Origin of the sequence: Streptosporangium sp. NPDC049078, from assembly GCF_040648855.1 — a bacterium.
GTDB lineage: Bacteria > Actinomycetota > Actinomycetes > Streptosporangiales > Streptosporangiaceae > Streptosporangium.
On the sequence record NZ_JBEZEL010000003.1, the window covers coordinates 331,344 to 345,630 of the forward strand.

The window sequence follows — 14,287 nt, forward strand, 5'->3', positions numbered from 1 at the left end:
GCGGGTTGGATGTGAGTCATCAGATCCGGTTCAACGTGGTGACGCGCCAGCCGAGATCCCGGACGAATGTCACCATCCCCAAGGGTTCGTCGTCGCTCCCTCGACCCGGAAGGCCGTGGTCCGGCGAATGGGGATCGAATCCGGGCCCACGAAAACTGTGACCGTATATTCGGCCAGTCCGGCGTATGAGCGGGTGGCCGCAGGTTCGTCGAGCACCGTCAGTGCGACGCCCATGAAGTCCTCCGCTCCTAGGACTTCGGGCCCAGAGTCGATGGCGAATTTTTTGGGAATCCGAATCGTTGTGCGCGAGAAGCTTCCCGGCTCCAGCGGGACATCGGCCGGCAGCTTCAAAGTCAGAATCGGCCCCTTGTTGCAGACGGCTGTTCCTTCGACTTCTCTGACAAAATCGTCTGGCTTGCCGGCCTCGTCTACCACGGCCACTGCTCCCCGGATGGCGGCGGTCCCGACGCCGCCCAGGCCGACTTTCATTTCTTCGATCAACGCATAGGCAGGATCTCCACCGGCGGAACAGAGGCTGCCGTTGTTGCAGCCGTTGAGGCTCCCGAACGAAGGACGAGGACTGGGATTGTCTTTCTTCGCCTGTAGAACGAGTTCCATTCGGTTGGCCATCAGCTTCTTGTTGGCGCGGTTGAAAAGAGTGGCCTCTACCCGGTAGGCGGTGTCGGACCGGGCGATGCTTACGTTGGTGATCAGGACATCCCGGCGGATGTCGGGGTAGCCGAGGATCGTGTGGAGGAAGTAATCTCGGCTTGGTGGCGTCGTCAAGCCGTCCAGGCACATCAGGAGCAAGAAAGTGACGGCGAGGGCGAGGCCTCCGCGTAAATGTGGATATCGGATGCCACCGTCTGTTGTTCTGGCTCGCCAGATGTAGACCAATCGCATTGAGATCGCGGCAGCCGCGATCAGCAGAAGTGCGATCATGGAACTCGTTCTATCGGTGCTTGTAGCCGCGATGATGGCGGTCAGCGTTCCGATCGCCCCGAGGAAAACCATGAGCCGGTCAAGCGTCCGCTGACCCTGATCTGATGACATACATCAAGTCTAAATTTCAGAAGTCGTTTCACGCTGAACCGTTTCCTTCCTCACCGGGATGCCGTCAGCGTCGCGAACGAGGCGAAGACCGGATGGGGTGTTCCAGATCGAGCGCGACCATGTGGGCCGGGGTCGGCAGGTGTTCAGACATCGCGACATCGACGTGGTATTCGAGAATCTCGGTGATCGCATACATCTCATTGAGTCCATTTCGTGCGCCCAGCAGAACAGGAGGTGAAGCCGTGACGTAGCGGCTCATCTTGGTCTTCGTAAGCTCGTCGTCGCTCGCCGCTGAAAGGCCGGTCCGGGTAGCTGCCAGGAGGCCCGGTAGCAGGCTGGCGGTTTCGTCTGGAAACGGGCGGGGTCGAAGCCCGGCGTCAAAGGCCCTGTAAGAAGGGGAGCGCCCCCCTGGCCGCCCAGCGCCGCGAACGCGCCCGGATCCGCAGCGAAAAGGGCATCCGCTTCGGCGGACGCCCTTTCCCACTCGCCGCGTGATCACCCAACCCGGTGAACGCATGTGGTCACAGCACTAGGTCGTTTCGTTCGGATCTCGCTTTGCTGCACGCCGGGTACGTGGTAAAGGCAGAAGTTCTGCGGTCCCGGGCCGATATGCCGAGCTAGCTAAAGTGGTCGCCATGAGTGATCATTCCGGACCTCAGGCCATATCGCCGGTGCTGCTCAGCGTGGGTAGTGGCGACTGGTTGCCTGTCACCGCGGGCGAGTCGGGAGCCGCTGTCTTTCGCAACGCGGACGCCACCCGATATGCCAAGTGCGTGCCTGCTGCGGATGCAGCCGACCTGAAGGCCGAGCGTGACCGGGTCGCATGGCTGAACGATCAGGGTGTACCTGGTCCCCGGGTGCTCGACTGGCACTCCGGTGACGTGGGCGCCTGCCTGATGACCAGTGCCGTTTCCGGCATATCTGCTGATCAGGTGCCCGCTGAGAAGCTACGGGTCGCCTGGGAACGCATCGCGGACGCGGTCCGCCGACTGCACGAGGTGCCGGTTCCGCAGTGCCCATTTCGTCGGGACCTGGACGCTATGGTCGCCGTGGCGCGCGGCGTCGTGGCCCGTGACGCCGTCAACCCGGAGTTTCTCCCCGTCGAGCAGCAGCACACGCCCCCTGGGGAGCTACTGGACCGCCTCACCCGGCAGGTGCCACGGCGACGGGAGCAGGAGGCCGCCGACACGGTCGTCTGCCACGGGGACCTGTGCCTGCCTAACATCATCCTCGATCCGCGGACCCTGGACGTGTCAGGCTTCATCGACCTGGGCCGCCTTGGACAGGCCGACCGCTACGCGGACTTGGCGCTGCTGCTCGCCAACGCACGAGAGACATGGAAAGACGAGGAGCGGGGGCGGGCCGCGGACATGGCGTTCGCCGAGAGGTACGGCATCGCCCTAGACCACGAGCGCCTGCGCTTTTACCTCCATCTCGACCCGCTCACCTGGGGCTAATCAATTTTTTAGGGATCATCAGGCGGACCAGAGGAGGATGCCGGCGATATGGAGTCCGGCCAGGTAGATGGTCGCGGTCTTCTCGTAGCGGGTGGCGATGCCGCGCCACTGCTTGAGGCGGTTGATGCACCGCTCGACGGTGTTGCGCTGCTTGTACGCCTCACGGTCGAAGGACAGCGGCCTGCCACCCCGGCCTCCCCGACGCAGTCGGTGGCCTCGCTGGTCGGCCGGAACTGGGATCACCGCCCGGATGCCGCGTCTGCGCAGGTGCTCACGGATCGCGCGGGAGGAGTACGCCTTATCGGCCCAACCTCCGGCCTGGTCCGAGGCCGGCCGCGTCGGCGGGGAACGCGCAGGCGTGCCATCACCTCGGTGAAGGCGGGCGCGTCACCGGCTTGGCCGGCGGTGAGGTGGAAGGCTAGCGGCCGGCAGCGATCGTCGGCGGTGAGGTGGATCTTCGTGGTCAGTCCACCTCGGGACCGGCCGATGGCATGGTCGCCCGGCTCGTGGGCTGGGGCCCCTTTTTTGCGGGCCCCAGCCGCGTGCTGATGAGCCCGCACGATCGTGGAGTCCACCGACAAGGCCCAGGTCAGGTCCTCGTCCGCGTCGGCTTGGGCCACCAAAGTGATGAACACCCGCTCCCACGTGCCATCGACGGCCCACATCCTCAGCCGGTTGTAGACACCTCGCCAGTTGCCATACCTGTCGGGCAGGTGGACCCACTGGGTCCCGGTCTGGAACTTGAAGGCGATCGCACCGATCACCTGCCGGTGCTCCCTCCACCGGCCGCCTCGCTTCGGCGGCCGGTCCGGAAGCAACGGCTCAATCCGCGCCCACTGCGCGTCAGTCAACGGCACGCCCGGGCCAACGACCGGCTGATCCAAACGAAACTGCCTAGGTCGCGCGTCCTGTGCGGCGGGTGTGAGGTTCTACATACCTCGGGCTACACATTCGTGGGCGTGAAGATACATCTCCGGATACGCAGTCCGGTGCATGTGTCGTGCTCACCGCGCGCCGTACGTTTTCCTGGTGTTCGACCGATGACGTCCAGCCTTCCGCACCGTGCCGGTCACAGTTCCGGTCCGGGACGGCAGGTCCACACCATCCCGGGCGTCTCGGTCGAGCACGCCGCGGACGTCGCGTGTCCCCGTTGATGGCCCGGGTCTCCTCGGAGGGGTGGAGACCTGGGTCATGGGCCATGCGACAGCGGGCTCGAGTCGCGCAGGGCTCGGGCCCGCCCATCGCGTCTCCGTTTTCGGGGAGGCCACGGAGGTTCGCGGAGGCCGGGGAGTCGGCGGACAGGTCGCATCGGGGGTTTCGAGCGCGAGGAGCGGTTTCAGCGGTTTCAGGGGTTTCGTCGATTTCGTTGGTTTCGTCGAAGGGCGGAGCCCATGGCCCCGACGCCCGCCGGGGATGCAGGGGATTCGATGCGGAGGCACGTTTTCAACGGGGATTCGGAGCACGGGGAGCGGTTTCGTCGAGGGTGCGGGACCCGCCGACCGGGTGCACACCGGGGGTGCGGGACCCGTCGGCCCGGTGTGCGCCGGGGGCAGGAGGCCGAATACACAGTCATCTACATACATCTACGGATGCCCGCGCGGATGGAACGGCCCTACCGTCATGCGGCATGAGACCCACCTCCTCGTCAACCAGCTGCACCCTCACCGAGGCGGTGTTCGGCTACGCACACGGTCGAGGTGATCGACCCGCGCTGATCGACCTCGGTGCCGGGGTGGTGTACGGCTATCGCCGGCTGGCCGCGGAGGTGACGCGGGGGGCGTCGGGCCTGGTGAGGCGGGGAGCCAGACGGCGCCAGGTAGCCGGGATCCACGTGGACAGCGCGGTGGCCCAGACACTGGCGGTGCACACGGTCATCGCGGCGGGAGGGGTGGCGGCGCCGATCACCTCCGGATGCGAGGAGATGGCCGACCTGCTGGCCGAGTGGGACGCGCGGCTGCTCATCACCACCCCGCGCCTGGCGGACGTGTCGTTGCGGGCCGTGGAGGACTCGCGGGTCCGGCAGGTGATCGCGTTCGGTCAGGCCCGTGACACCGTCGACTTCGCCGACCTGCTGCTCCTGGAGCCCGTCCCGCTGCCCTTCCTCGATCCGGCGGTGCAGCCCGCCCTCCTGATCGACGACGGGGGGGTGCTCACCCACCACGACCTGATCTCGCGGATGAACACGCTCGACGAGGGTGCCGAGCTGGGCAAGTCCGACGTCCTGTTGGTGACCTGGCCCCTTGGGTGCAGCCTGGCCATGACGACGCTGATCGGGCTGGCGCTGATGCGCGGTTCCCTGGTCGTCGTGGCCCCCGGCCTCTCGTCCGACGAACTGTCGGCGACGATCCACGACTTCGGGGTCACCGTCGTGGCACTGTCCGACGGAGCCGTCCAGCGCGTCTGACGGCCTCCCCGAGGCGGCTTGCCGGCGTCGGCCGATCGAGGTCCGCCCTTGGCCCGGACGTCGGCGGTGTGTCATCAGGCTCCAGGGGCCGGCGGCGTCCGACGTCCTCGCTGAGACGGCCTGCCGGTGTCGGCCGATCGGGTCCGGCCGACACCGGCAGGCTCCCCGAGATGGCCTGGCAGGGCTTTGACCTGGCCAGACCTCCGCCCGGCGGCGTGCGTTCCCGTTCCGCTGGGTAGTCAACGATCAGCCCGTTCGAAAAAGGGGATCGTTGTCATGGCGCGCATTCTGATCACCGGCTCCACCGACGGCCTCGGTCTCATGGCCGCCCGGCTGCTGGCCCACGACGGCCATGACGTCACCCTGCACGCGCGTAACGACACCCGCGCCGGTGACGCGCGCGACGCGCTGCCGGAGGCCGAAGCCGTCATCATCGGCGACCTGACCACCATCGAGGGAATGCGGTCGGTCGCCGTCCAGGCAGGCAGGATGGCCCGCTACGACGCGATCATCCACAACGCCGCCGTCGGATACCGCGAGCCGAGCAGGATCGAGACCGCCGACGGGCTCGCCCACGTGTTCGCGGTGAACGTGCTCGCCCCTTACCTGCTCACGGCACTCATCACCCCGCCCGATCGGCTGGTCTACCTGAGCTCGGGCATGCATCGCGGCGGGGACACCGGTCTGGACGACCTCCAGTGGACCGCCCGGCCCTGGGACGGCTCCCGGGCGTACGCCGACAGCAAGCTGCTGGACGTCGTCCTCGCGTTCGCGGTCGCCCGCCGATGGCCCGACGTGCTGTCCAACGCCCTCGAACCCGGCTGGGTCCCGACGAAGATGGGAGGTCCGGGCGCGCCGGACGACCTCTCCCAGGGGCCGGTGACGCAGGCGTGGCTGGCCGTGAGCCAGGACCCCGAGGCCACCGTGACCGGCGGCTACTTCCACCACAGGAAACCGTGTTTCGTCCATCCGGCCGCGCGGTCGCCCGAGTTGCAGGACGCTCTCCTCGACGCGTGCGCCAAGCTGACCGGTGTCTCTTTCCCGTCGCACGCGGCGTGAGCGTCCGGGGCGTCGTGTTCCGTGTCGAATGGGGCGTGAGTGTCCGGGATCGTCGTGTTCCGGGTCGCGTTCCTCATCGTGTGATCGGTCGTCGGCTCCTCAGGACCGGAGCTCTGACGGGCTGACCAGGGAGTCGCCCAGCGCGGTGCGGTGATACAGGACACCGCGACCGGTGCGGCTCCCGGTGACCAGGCCCGCCCTGCGCAGAGCGGAGATGTGCCCGCCCACGGTCCCCAGACTCAGCTCCAGCAGGGACACGAGCTGGGTGGTGGTCGCCGGGGTCGCCAACTCCAGCAGGAGGCGGGTCCTGGTCCTGCCGATCAGTCCGGCCAGGCCGTCCGGCGTCTCGGGCGGGACGCCGGTGCCCCGAGCCGGATAGCTGATCGCATACGGCCAGTGGGCCTCCAGGTAGGAGCCGATCCCGGTGGGGAACACGGTCGGCATGAAGAGCAGCCCGCGCCCGTCGAGCCGGTGGGTCTCGTCCGAGCCCCTGGAAAGCACCTCGATGACACCGTCGGGACGCCACCGGACCCGGGGGTTGAGGTCGTCGAGTGCCGCGCCCCAGCCGTAGGTCGCCAGACGGCCCGCCCGCTGGACCACGTCCCGCTCCAGGATCGCGTGGAAGCGCGGCCACGCGGGGGAGACGATCTCCTGCCAGATCGCACTCAGCGCCTCGGCGAACAGCCGTACGACCTCAGGCGAGAACAGCACGTCCATGACGGGCCGGGGAAGGCGCGGCGCCCCCTCCAGGTTCCTGGTGATCTCGGCGTGCGCCCGCGCCACCGGGGTGGCCCGCACCGCCGCGATCTCCGCCTCGAACGGGGTGTTCACCCCGGTCGGCGGCGGCGCGGGGAAGTCGGCGTTGTAGCGCCGCTCGCGGAACAGCGCCACCATGGGAACCAGTCCGGGGTGTGTGAGCAGCAGCCTCTCGTACGGCTCCCGCATCCTGGCGATCCACGCCCGCCACTCCCCGGCCTCCCGCCTGCCGGAGAGGATCCAGAGTGCGTGCTTGGTCACGATGAGCGGGGAGATGGCGAACCTGCTCGCCATGATGTCGTGCGGGGTGACCTCGATGCGGAAGACCACTGACTAACCTTTCGGATATATCCGAAAGGTTAGTCAGCCGTTCGGGTGTCTTCCACCATCGTGTCCATGACCACACAAGAGCGCGGCGCGACCTATACGGAGGTCTTCGCGAGCCGGGAGTTCCGTGTCCTGTTCGGAAGCTTCACCCTCCTGGTCGCGGGGGAGCAGGTCAAGATGCTCGCCCTGTCGGCGCTGGTGTACGCGCGGACCGGCTCGCCGGGGCTGTCGGCGGCGGCGTACATGGTGGGTTTCCTTCCCTACATCGTCGGCGGGACGTTCCTGCTCTCGCTGGCCGACCGGATCCGCCCGCGTGTGCTGATGATCACCGGTGAGCTGCTGCGAACGGTGACCTGCCTGCTCCTCGCCTTCACCGGGCTGCCCGTCTGGGCGATGCTCGCCCTCGTCCTCGCCACCGGCCTGTTCTCGCCGGTCTTCGGGGCGGCGCGCAGCGCACTCCTGCCCGACCTGCTGCCCGGCGACGCGTTCGTCCTGGCCAGGTCGGTGCTGAACGTGACGGCGGCCGGGGCCCAGATCGGTGGCCTCGCGGCGGGCGGCGCCATCCTCGCCTTCACCGGACCCGAGGGAGCACTCACCGTCACCGCGGCCCTGTCCCTCCTGGCGGCCGCGGTACTGCGCTACGGCCTGCCCGACCTCCCCGCCAGGAACGCGACGGGCGCCGGCTCTCCCGGTACCGGTACGAAGGACGGCGGCCTCCCCAATGAGAACCCCTCCGACGGCGGCCTCCCTGACGCCGGTCTTTCGGGCGGCGGTGACTCCCTCACCGAGGAGAGGAACAAGGCGGGGACCCGGACCGTCGCGGGTGGTGCCGTACGGGAGACACTGCGCGTCAACCGGGCCCTGCTGACGGACTCCCGCGTACGCGGCCTGCTGCTCGCGCAGTGGCTGCCGATCTCACTCGTGGTGGGTGCCGAGGCGATGATGGTCCCCTACCTGGGGAACACCGCGGGATTCGCGCTCGCCGCCGCCTCCCTGGGCCTGGCGGTCGGAAACTTCGTCATCGCCCGGTTCGTCTCGCCCGCCGGAAGGGAACGACTGGCGTTCTCCTTCGCGATCGTGTCGGGCATCCCTCTGCTCGCCTTCGCCCTCCAGCCGGGACTCGCCGGAGCCGCGCTGATCGTGATGCTCGCCACCGCGGCGTCGAGCGCCTGCCAGCTGGGGTTGCAGCGGTGGTTCGTGGACGCGGTGCCGGAAGCCGTGAGGGGGCAGGCCTTCGGCCTGGCCGCCGCGGGAATGATGACCGGCCAGGCCGTGGGCGGCGCCCTCGCCGGCGTCGCCGCCGAGCTGACCTCCCCGCATACGGCGATCGTCCTCATGGGAGCCGCGACCGTCCTCAGCTCCCTCGCCCTGCACCGCCCCCTGAGAACCGGCGGACAGCCGCCCGCATGACGATGCTCCGCCCCAGGAGCCCGGGCATGGTTCGTCATCAACAGGAGATCAGGGGGTCAGAGGTCGACGCTCTCGCCGGGGGGGAGGCGCCGGATGTCGGCCCCGAGCCGTTCGGCCTCACTGGCGAGCACGCTCTCCAGCACCTTGACGCCCCAGTCGTTGATCAACCCGTCGTGGATCGCGTACGCGCGCCGGGGTGCCATCGTCCGCAGGTAGACGATCATGTCGGGAACCGTCATCCAGGGGGCCTGGCCGGGCACCAGCAACGTCGGCACGTCGACGACGGTGAGCGCGTCGCCGGGGTGGAAGACCTCCCCGTCGACGACGAACCCGACGTTGTCCACCGGCGGCACGTCGGGATGGCTGAAGTGGTGTTTCTCTCCCACGACGGTCACCTCGAATCCGGCGACCGCCAGTACGTCCCCCGCACGCACGACCCGTACGCTGTCGCCCAACTCGGTCAGGTGCCGGGCCACGCCGGGACAGGTGTGGACGACGAGACGCGGATTCTCGGCGACGGCCGCGCGCAGACGGTCGGGTTCGAAGTGGTCGAAGTGCTCGTGGGTGACGAGCACGGCCTCGGCCCCGGTGATGGCATCGGTCTCGGGAGTCATCGCACCGGGATCGATGACGAGGCTCCGCCCGTCCTTCTCCAGCCGTACGCATGCGTGTCCGAGTTTGGTGAGTCTTATCGTCATGCGCCCATCCTGCTCACCCGCAGCGCCTCCTTGATCGGATCCGCCGAGGGCGAACGGGCACCGACGGGTCGTACGCGGAGACGGACGCCGGGCGGGTCAGGGGCGGGTCAGGCGGTCGTAGACGGTCGCGGCCGTCAGGCCGTAGGCGAGGTGCGGGACGATGTCGGAGACCCAGGACGACGCGTCCCACTCGCGCGGGTCGGTCAGGCGCAGTGCGGTGAGGGGGGCCACGCTCGCGGCCATCGCCATCGCCGACAGTCCCAGGGCGGCCAACGGCGGCGGGACGCGACGGTCTTCGGTGAGCAGGCCGTACAGCCCGCCGACGCCCAGGCCCGTCGCGTACCCGAGCAGCGCGCCCATGCCCTCGCGCCTGCTGTCGGCGGCCTCCCCCGAGCCGAGGTCGGCACCCGCGCGGTCGGCCAGCTCGCCCGCGGCCTCGGCCGGCAACCCGCTCGCGGCCCGGCCACGTACGACCATGTCCAGGTAACCGGCGATGTTCAGCGCGGTGGTGCCCGCCGCGCCGGCGAGGATCCCCGCCACCGGGCTCACGCCGGTCGCCTTCCCGCCGGGCGCGGGCAGGCCGGATCGTGGATGTGCCCTGACCCCGTGGCGGTCCTGGCCCGTGGCCGTCGCCGCGGAACGGCTGTCCTCCACCCCTGCGACATGCGTTCTCCCCCGAGTCGGCAACGAGGTCGGTATGCCCGCCGTCGTCACGGCCAACCCCGCGCCGACCTGCGCCTTCGCGGGGCCGGAGGCAGCGGGGAGACAGCGGGGGACAGGGGCAGCGGTGGGACGGGGAGAGGGACAGGGTCAGCGGTGGGAGAGGGAACCGCTCCTGACGCCCGAGGCGTGCAGGTCGGTCTCCACCCGCGCGGCGGTGGCGAGCAGCGGCGGGAGCAGATCGCGGCGGACGGACTCCGGGGTCGTCCGGCTCGCGTGCGAGGAGATGTTGATCGCGGCGCTCACCCGTCCCGAACGTTCCCTGACGGGGACGGCGATCGAGCGCAGGCCCTCCTCCAACTCCTGGTCGACCATGGCCCAGCCCTGGGCGCGGACCTTCTCCAACTCGGTCCTGAGGGCGGCGGGGGAGGTGATCGTGTTGGGGGTGAACCGGTGTAACTCGACGCGCCCGAGGTAGGCGTCGAGGTCGTCGGGCGGCAGCCAGGCGAGCAGCACCCTGCCCATCGAGGTGCAGTGGGCCGGGAAGCGGGTGCCGATGTTGATGGTCACCCGCATGATCCTGCTGGTGGCCACCCGGGCCACGTAGACGACGTCCTCGCCGTCGAGCACCGCCACCGACGCCGACTCGCGGACCTCGGCGACGAGGCGTTCGAGGTGCGGCTCGGCCACCTCGGGCAGCGAGAGACCGGACAGGTAGGCGTACCCGAGATCCAGGACGCGGGGGGAGAGCGCGAACAGCCGCCCGTCGGTCCTGACGTAGCCGAGGTCGACGAGCGTCAGCAGGAACCGCCGGGCCGCGGCCCTGGTCAGGCCGGTCGCGCGGGCCACCTCGCTGAGCGTCAGCTCGGGGCTCGTCGCGCTGAACGCCTTGATCACCGAGAGCCCGCGTGCCAGTGACTGCACATGCTCCGAGCCACGGTCAATCGGTTCCGTCATCCCCGCCCTCCCCGTTTCCCTCGGAGCCCAGCACCGCCCGTGCCACCGCGAACGCCCGGTTGGCGGCGGGCACGCCCGCGTAGATCGCGGTCTGCAGCAGGACCTCCTTGATCTCCTCCTCGGTCAGGCCGATGCGGAGCGCGGCCCTCACGTGCATGGCCAGCTCGTTCTCGTGCCCGAGTGCGGCGAGCATGGCCAGCGTGACACAGCTGCGGGTGCGCCGGTCCAGGCCGGGGCGGGTCCAGATCTCGCCCCAGGCGTACCTGGTGATGAACTCCTGGAAGTCCGCGGTGAACGGGTTGGTCGTCGCGACGGCGCGGTCCACGTGCTCGTCGCCGAGCACGGCCCGGCGCGTCGCGTCCCCGGCCTCCCACCTCTTCGTGTCGCTCATCTCTCCGGTCTCCCCGGGCCTCCGCGCATCCACGTCGCTCATTCTTCGGGCCTCCCGCGCCTCTGTCCGTCCAAGCCGCTCATTCGTCCGGCCACCCCGCCCGTGCCCCCGGCTTCCCGCCCGCCCGTGCCGCTCATTTTCCGGTCTCCCGTCCGTTCATGCCACTCGTCCGCGGTCGGTCCGCTCAGGTACGGGCTCATCCGAGGTTCTCGTGGGCGGCGAGCGCCCGGTCGACGAAGACGGCGGCGGAGCCGAGGGCGCCCGCCGGGTCGAGGGCCGCGTCGACCTCCTCGGCGCTCAGACGGACACCGGGATCGGCGAGCAGGACCTCCCGCAGCTGCGAGCCCTCTCCGGTGGCGCGGTCGCAGGCGGCGTCCACCAGTCGCCGGGCCTCGGGGGTGCCTCCGAGGCGTACGACGACCTGCTCGGCCATGAGCAGCCCGCGGGTCGCGCCGAGGTTGGCGCGCATCCTCGCGACGTCCACGGTGAGGCCCTCCAGCACCTCACGGAGCCAGGAGGCGGCGCTGCCGACGAGCCTGAACAGCTCGCCCAGCGTCTCCCACTCGGCCTGCCAGGGGCCGGCCGCGCGCTCGTGCTCCTGGACCATGCCGTCGAGGATCGAGGCGACCAGACCGGGGACGCGCTGGACACAGGCGAGTACGGACATCGAACCCACCGGGTTGCGCTTGTGCGGCATCGCGCTGGAGGTGCCCCGGCCGGGACCCGTCGGCTCGGCGACCTCCGCCACCTCGGTCTGGGCGAGCAGCTTCACGTCGTTCGCGGTCTTGCCGAGTGTCCCGGCGACGGTGCCGAGTGCGCAGGCGAGCCGGGCCACCGGGGTCCGGTCGGTGTGCCAGGGGACGACCGGCTCGGCGAGTCCCAGCTCGGCTGCGAGGAGTGGCGGCACCTCATGGCCCCGCGCGCCGAGGACCGAGAGGGTGCCCGCGGCCCCTCCGTACTGGACCGGCAGCGGCACCCGCGCGAGGCCGGTCCTGGCGTGGTCCAGCGCGCTGAGCCAGCCCGCCGCCTTCAGCCCGAACGTGATGGGTACGGCGTGTTGCAGCACGGTACGTCCGGCCATGACGGTGTCGCGGTGTTCGGACGCCAGTCGCGCGCAGGCGTCCGCGCAGGCCGACAGGTCGATGAGGACCGGTGCGAGGGCGCGACGGGCGATCAGCATGGCCGCGGTGTCGTTGACGTCCTGGCTGGTGGCGCCGTAGTGGACGAACCGCCGCAGCTCCGGCTCGATCCGTTCTCGCAGGGCGGCGACCAGGGGGATAACGGGGTTGCCGGTCCGTGCGGCCTCGCGGCCCAGTTCGGCGACGTCGTACAGCTCGGGACGGCAGGCCGCGGCCAGCGCGGCGGGCACCTCGGCGGGGACGAGGCCGATCCCGGCCTGCGCGCCGGCGAGCGCGGCCTCGACGTCCAGCATGGCGGCGAGCCAGGCGACGTCCGACACTCGCGCCGACGCCTCGCCCCTGGCGAACATCCCTGAGAACAGGCCGGTGGACGGGCCTGAAGACGGGCCGGAAGGACCAGGCGTGCCGGACGGGCCGGACGCGCCGGGCGGGCCGGGATGCGGATCGGAGAACAGGCCGGGAGAAAGGTCGTCGGGAGAGGGGCCGGAGGACGGGCCGCCGGTCGCGGGAGAGATCATGTCCACCTCCGGGTGGTCCGGACGCCGCTCAGGAGCCCGTTCCCTCAAGGACGACGGCGAGGCCCTGGCCCACGCCGATGCAGATCGCGGCCAGACCGTACCCGCCGCCCCTGCGGTGCAGTTCGTGGGCGAGGGCGCCGAGGATGCGCGCCCCCGAGGAGCCGAGGGGGTGACCGAGGGCGATGGCGCCGCCGTTGACGTTCACGATCTCGGGGTCGAGGTCGGGCCACTCGGCGAGGCAGGCCAGCGACTGGGCGGCGAACGCCTCGTTGAGCTCGACCACACTCAGGTCGGACCAGCCGATGCCCGCCCGTTTGAGTGCCGTACGGGCCGCGTCGACGGGTCCGATGCCGAACAGGTGCGGCTCGACGCCGATCACCGCGCGGGAGACGATCCTGGCCAGCGGGTCCCGCCCGGATCGGCTGGCACCCGCCTCGTCGCCGATGAGCAGCGCGGCGGCGCCGTCGTTGAGGGGGGAGGCGTTGCCCGCGGTGACGGTGCCGTCGGGACGGAAGACCGGCTTCAGGCCGGACAGGGACTCCTGGGTCGAGTCGGCCCTGACGGACTCGTCGTGGTCGAGGGCGTCGAGCGGGACCACCTCGCGCTGGAAGACGCCGCGCTCCCAGGCCGCCGCCGCGCGCCGGTGGCTGCGCAGCGCGAACCGGTCCTGGGCCTCGCGGCCGATGGCGTAGCGGTTGGCGAGGATCTCGGCGCCCTCGCCCAGGGCGACCGTCCACTCGGCGGGCATCCGGGGGTTGACCATGCGCCAGCCGAGGGCCGTGTCGTGCAGGGACCGCTCTCCCCGCTCGAAGCCCCTCGCGGGCTTGGGCATCACCCACGGCGCCCGGCTCATCGACTCGGAGCCTCCGGCGACCACCAGGGACGCGTCGCCCACGGCCACCGCGCGGGAGGCGGCGATCGCCGCCTCCAGGCCGGAGCCGCACAGCCGGTTGAGGGTCGTGCCGGGCACCGTCACCGGCAGCCCGGCGAGGAGCACGGCCATCCGTGCGACGTCCCGGTTGTCCTCGCCCGCGCCGTTGGCCGCACCGAAGAACACGTCCTCGATCGCGGCCGGGTCGAGGGCGGGGGCGCGGTCGGCCAGCGCACGGACGACGTGGGCGGCGAGGTCGTCGGGGCGGACGCCCGACAGGGCTCCGCCGTACCGGCCGATGGGCGTGCGGACCGCGTCGAGGATGTAGACGTCGTTCACGGTGGAGGGCTCCTGTCTGGGAGTGCTCGGAGGTCGTGGCCGCCGGTCTGAGGGTGCGCGGAGGCCGCGGGGGCCGCAGTCGCGGCGGACCTCGCCGCCGCTGTCCGCGGGGTCGATCCCTCGGTGATCGTTCCTTGACATATCCGACATAAGCGGCGTAGCTTCCGCGATACGTCTCGTTCGTTCAGGGAATCATTGTTCGCATAACGAACATTATCCCTTAGTCCTTTCCCTCGGGAGGTCCCGTG

At 70.2% G+C, this 14,287-nt stretch carries 13 protein-coding genes and 1 pseudogene; 4 read left to right on the forward strand and 10 right to left on the reverse strand.

Annotation, left to right across the window (positions count from 1 at the left end; genetic code table 11):
• Nucleotides 1–69 precede the first annotated feature (69 nt).
• Entirely contained in the window at nt 70–942 is an 873-nt protein-coding gene (locus AB0B90_RS06535) for a hypothetical protein (RefSeq protein ID WP_362921163.1), read from the reverse strand.
• A 175-nt stretch (nt 943–1,117) separates the two neighbouring features.
• Nucleotides 1,118–1,312, reverse strand: a complete 195-nt coding sequence (locus AB0B90_RS06540; protein ID WP_362921165.1) for a hypothetical protein — start codon at nt 1,310–1,312, stop codon at nt 1,118–1,120.
• Between the two features lie 376 nt (nt 1,313–1,688).
• On the opposite strand from AB0B90_RS06540, the gene AB0B90_RS06545 reads away from it, so the two are divergent.
• On the forward strand, nt 1,689–2,510 hold the full coding sequence (locus AB0B90_RS06545) for an APH(3'') family aminoglycoside O-phosphotransferase (protein ID WP_362904978.1): 822 nt from the start codon (nt 1,689–1,691) through the stop codon (nt 2,508–2,510).
• 18 nt (nt 2,511–2,528) lie between these two features.
• Here the strand turns inward: AB0B90_RS06545 and AB0B90_RS06550 are convergent.
• Nucleotides 2,529–3,394, reverse strand: a pseudogene (locus AB0B90_RS06550) (IS5 family transposase).
• Nucleotides 3,395–4,137: 743 nt separating this feature from the next.
• On the opposite strand from AB0B90_RS06550, the gene AB0B90_RS06555 reads away from it, so the two are divergent.
• Both AB0B90_RS06555 and AB0B90_RS06560 read left to right on the forward strand, forming a co-directional pair.
• Entirely contained in the window at nt 4,138–4,914 is a 777-nt protein-coding gene (locus AB0B90_RS06555) for an AMP-binding protein (RefSeq protein ID WP_350944858.1), read from the forward strand.
• A gap of 276 nt (nt 4,915–5,190) precedes the next feature.
• Entirely contained in the window at nt 5,191–5,973 is a 783-nt protein-coding gene (locus AB0B90_RS06560) for an SDR family NAD(P)-dependent oxidoreductase (RefSeq protein ID WP_350944859.1), read from the forward strand.
• Nucleotides 5,974–6,072: 99 nt separating this feature from the next.
• On the opposite strand, the gene AB0B90_RS06565 is transcribed toward AB0B90_RS06560, so the two are convergent.
• Nucleotides 6,073–7,059 (reverse strand): winged helix-turn-helix domain-containing protein, encoded by a 987-nt coding sequence (locus tag AB0B90_RS06565; protein WP_362921168.1) that lies wholly within the window; start codon nt 7,057–7,059, stop codon nt 6,073–6,075.
• Between the two features lie 66 nt (nt 7,060–7,125).
• Here AB0B90_RS06565 and AB0B90_RS06570 point away from each other — a divergent pair, with 66 nt between their 5' ends.
• Nucleotides 7,126–8,466: an MFS transporter gene (locus AB0B90_RS06570; RefSeq protein WP_362921171.1), complete on the forward strand. Its 1,341-nt coding sequence runs from the start codon at nt 7,126–7,128 to the stop codon at nt 8,464–8,466.
• Between the two features lie 56 nt (nt 8,467–8,522).
• Here the strand turns inward: AB0B90_RS06570 and AB0B90_RS06575 are convergent, their stop codons facing one another.
• The 6 genes from AB0B90_RS06575 to AB0B90_RS06600 form a co-directional block, all read right to left on the reverse strand.
• Nucleotides 8,523–9,164, reverse strand: a complete 642-nt coding sequence (locus AB0B90_RS06575) for an MBL fold metallo-hydrolase (RefSeq protein ID WP_350944862.1) — start codon at nt 9,162–9,164, stop codon at nt 8,523–8,525.
• A 96-nt stretch (nt 9,165–9,260) separates the two neighbouring features.
• The gene (locus AB0B90_RS06580) at nt 9,261–9,713 is read right to left on the reverse strand and encodes a hypothetical protein (RefSeq protein ID WP_350944864.1); all 453 of its coding nucleotides are present in this window, start codon (nt 9,711–9,713) and stop codon (nt 9,261–9,263) included.
• 261 nt (nt 9,714–9,974) lie between these two features.
• Complete coding sequence (locus tag AB0B90_RS06585; RefSeq protein ID WP_362921174.1) at nt 9,975–10,781, reverse strand: IclR family transcriptional regulator; 807 nt, start codon at nt 10,779–10,781, stop codon at nt 9,975–9,977.
• Entirely contained in the window at nt 10,765–11,172 is a 408-nt protein-coding gene (gene pcaC, locus AB0B90_RS06590) for a 4-carboxymuconolactone decarboxylase (RefSeq protein WP_362921176.1), read from the reverse strand. The genes AB0B90_RS06585 and pcaC overlap by 17 nt, the downstream gene beginning before the upstream one ends.
• A 196-nt stretch (nt 11,173–11,368) precedes the next feature.
• Entirely contained in the window at nt 11,369–12,829 is a 1,461-nt protein-coding gene (pcaB, locus tag AB0B90_RS06595) for a 3-carboxy-cis,cis-muconate cycloisomerase (RefSeq protein ID WP_362921178.1), read from the reverse strand.
• A 28-nt stretch (nt 12,830–12,857) separates the two neighbouring features.
• Complete coding sequence (locus tag AB0B90_RS06600; RefSeq protein ID WP_362921180.1) at nt 12,858–14,039, reverse strand: thiolase family protein; 1,182 nt, start codon at nt 14,037–14,039, stop codon at nt 12,858–12,860.
• Between the last annotated feature and the right edge of the window lie 248 nt (nt 14,040–14,287).

Excerpts from the sequence above, each read along its gene's own strand:
- AB0B90_RS06535 (WP_362921163.1), bottom strand. The coding sequence starts at position 942 with ATGATCGCACTTCTGCTGATCGCGGCTGCCGCGATCTCAATGCGATTG.
- AB0B90_RS06540 (WP_362921165.1), bottom strand. The coding sequence starts at position 1,312 with ATGAGCCGCTACGTCACGGCTTCACCTCCTGTTCTGCTGGGCGCACGA.
- AB0B90_RS06545 (WP_362904978.1), top strand. The coding sequence starts at position 1,689 with ATGAGTGATCATTCCGGACCTCAGGCCATATCGCCGGTGCTGCTCAGC.
- AB0B90_RS06555 (WP_350944858.1), top strand. The coding sequence starts at position 4,138 with ATGAGACCCACCTCCTCGTCAACCAGCTGCACCCTCACCGAGGCGGTG.
- AB0B90_RS06560 (WP_350944859.1), top strand. The coding sequence starts at position 5,191 with ATGGCGCGCATTCTGATCACCGGCTCCACCGACGGCCTCGGTCTCATG.
- AB0B90_RS06570 (WP_362921171.1), top strand. The coding sequence starts at position 7,126 with ATGACCACACAAGAGCGCGGCGCGACCTATACGGAGGTCTTCGCGAGC.
- AB0B90_RS06575 (WP_350944862.1), bottom strand. The coding sequence starts at position 9,164 with ATGACGATAAGACTCACCAAACTCGGACACGCATGCGTACGGCTGGAG.
- AB0B90_RS06585 (WP_362921174.1), bottom strand. The coding sequence starts at position 10,781 with ATGACGGAACCGATTGACCGTGGCTCGGAGCATGTGCAGTCACTGGCA.
- pcaC (WP_362921176.1), bottom strand. The coding sequence starts at position 11,172 with ATGAGCGACACGAAGAGGTGGGAGGCCGGGGACGCGACGCGCCGGGCC.
- pcaB (WP_362921178.1), bottom strand. The coding sequence starts at position 12,829 with ATGATCTCTCCCGCGACCGGCGGCCCGTCCTCCGGCCCCTCTCCCGAC.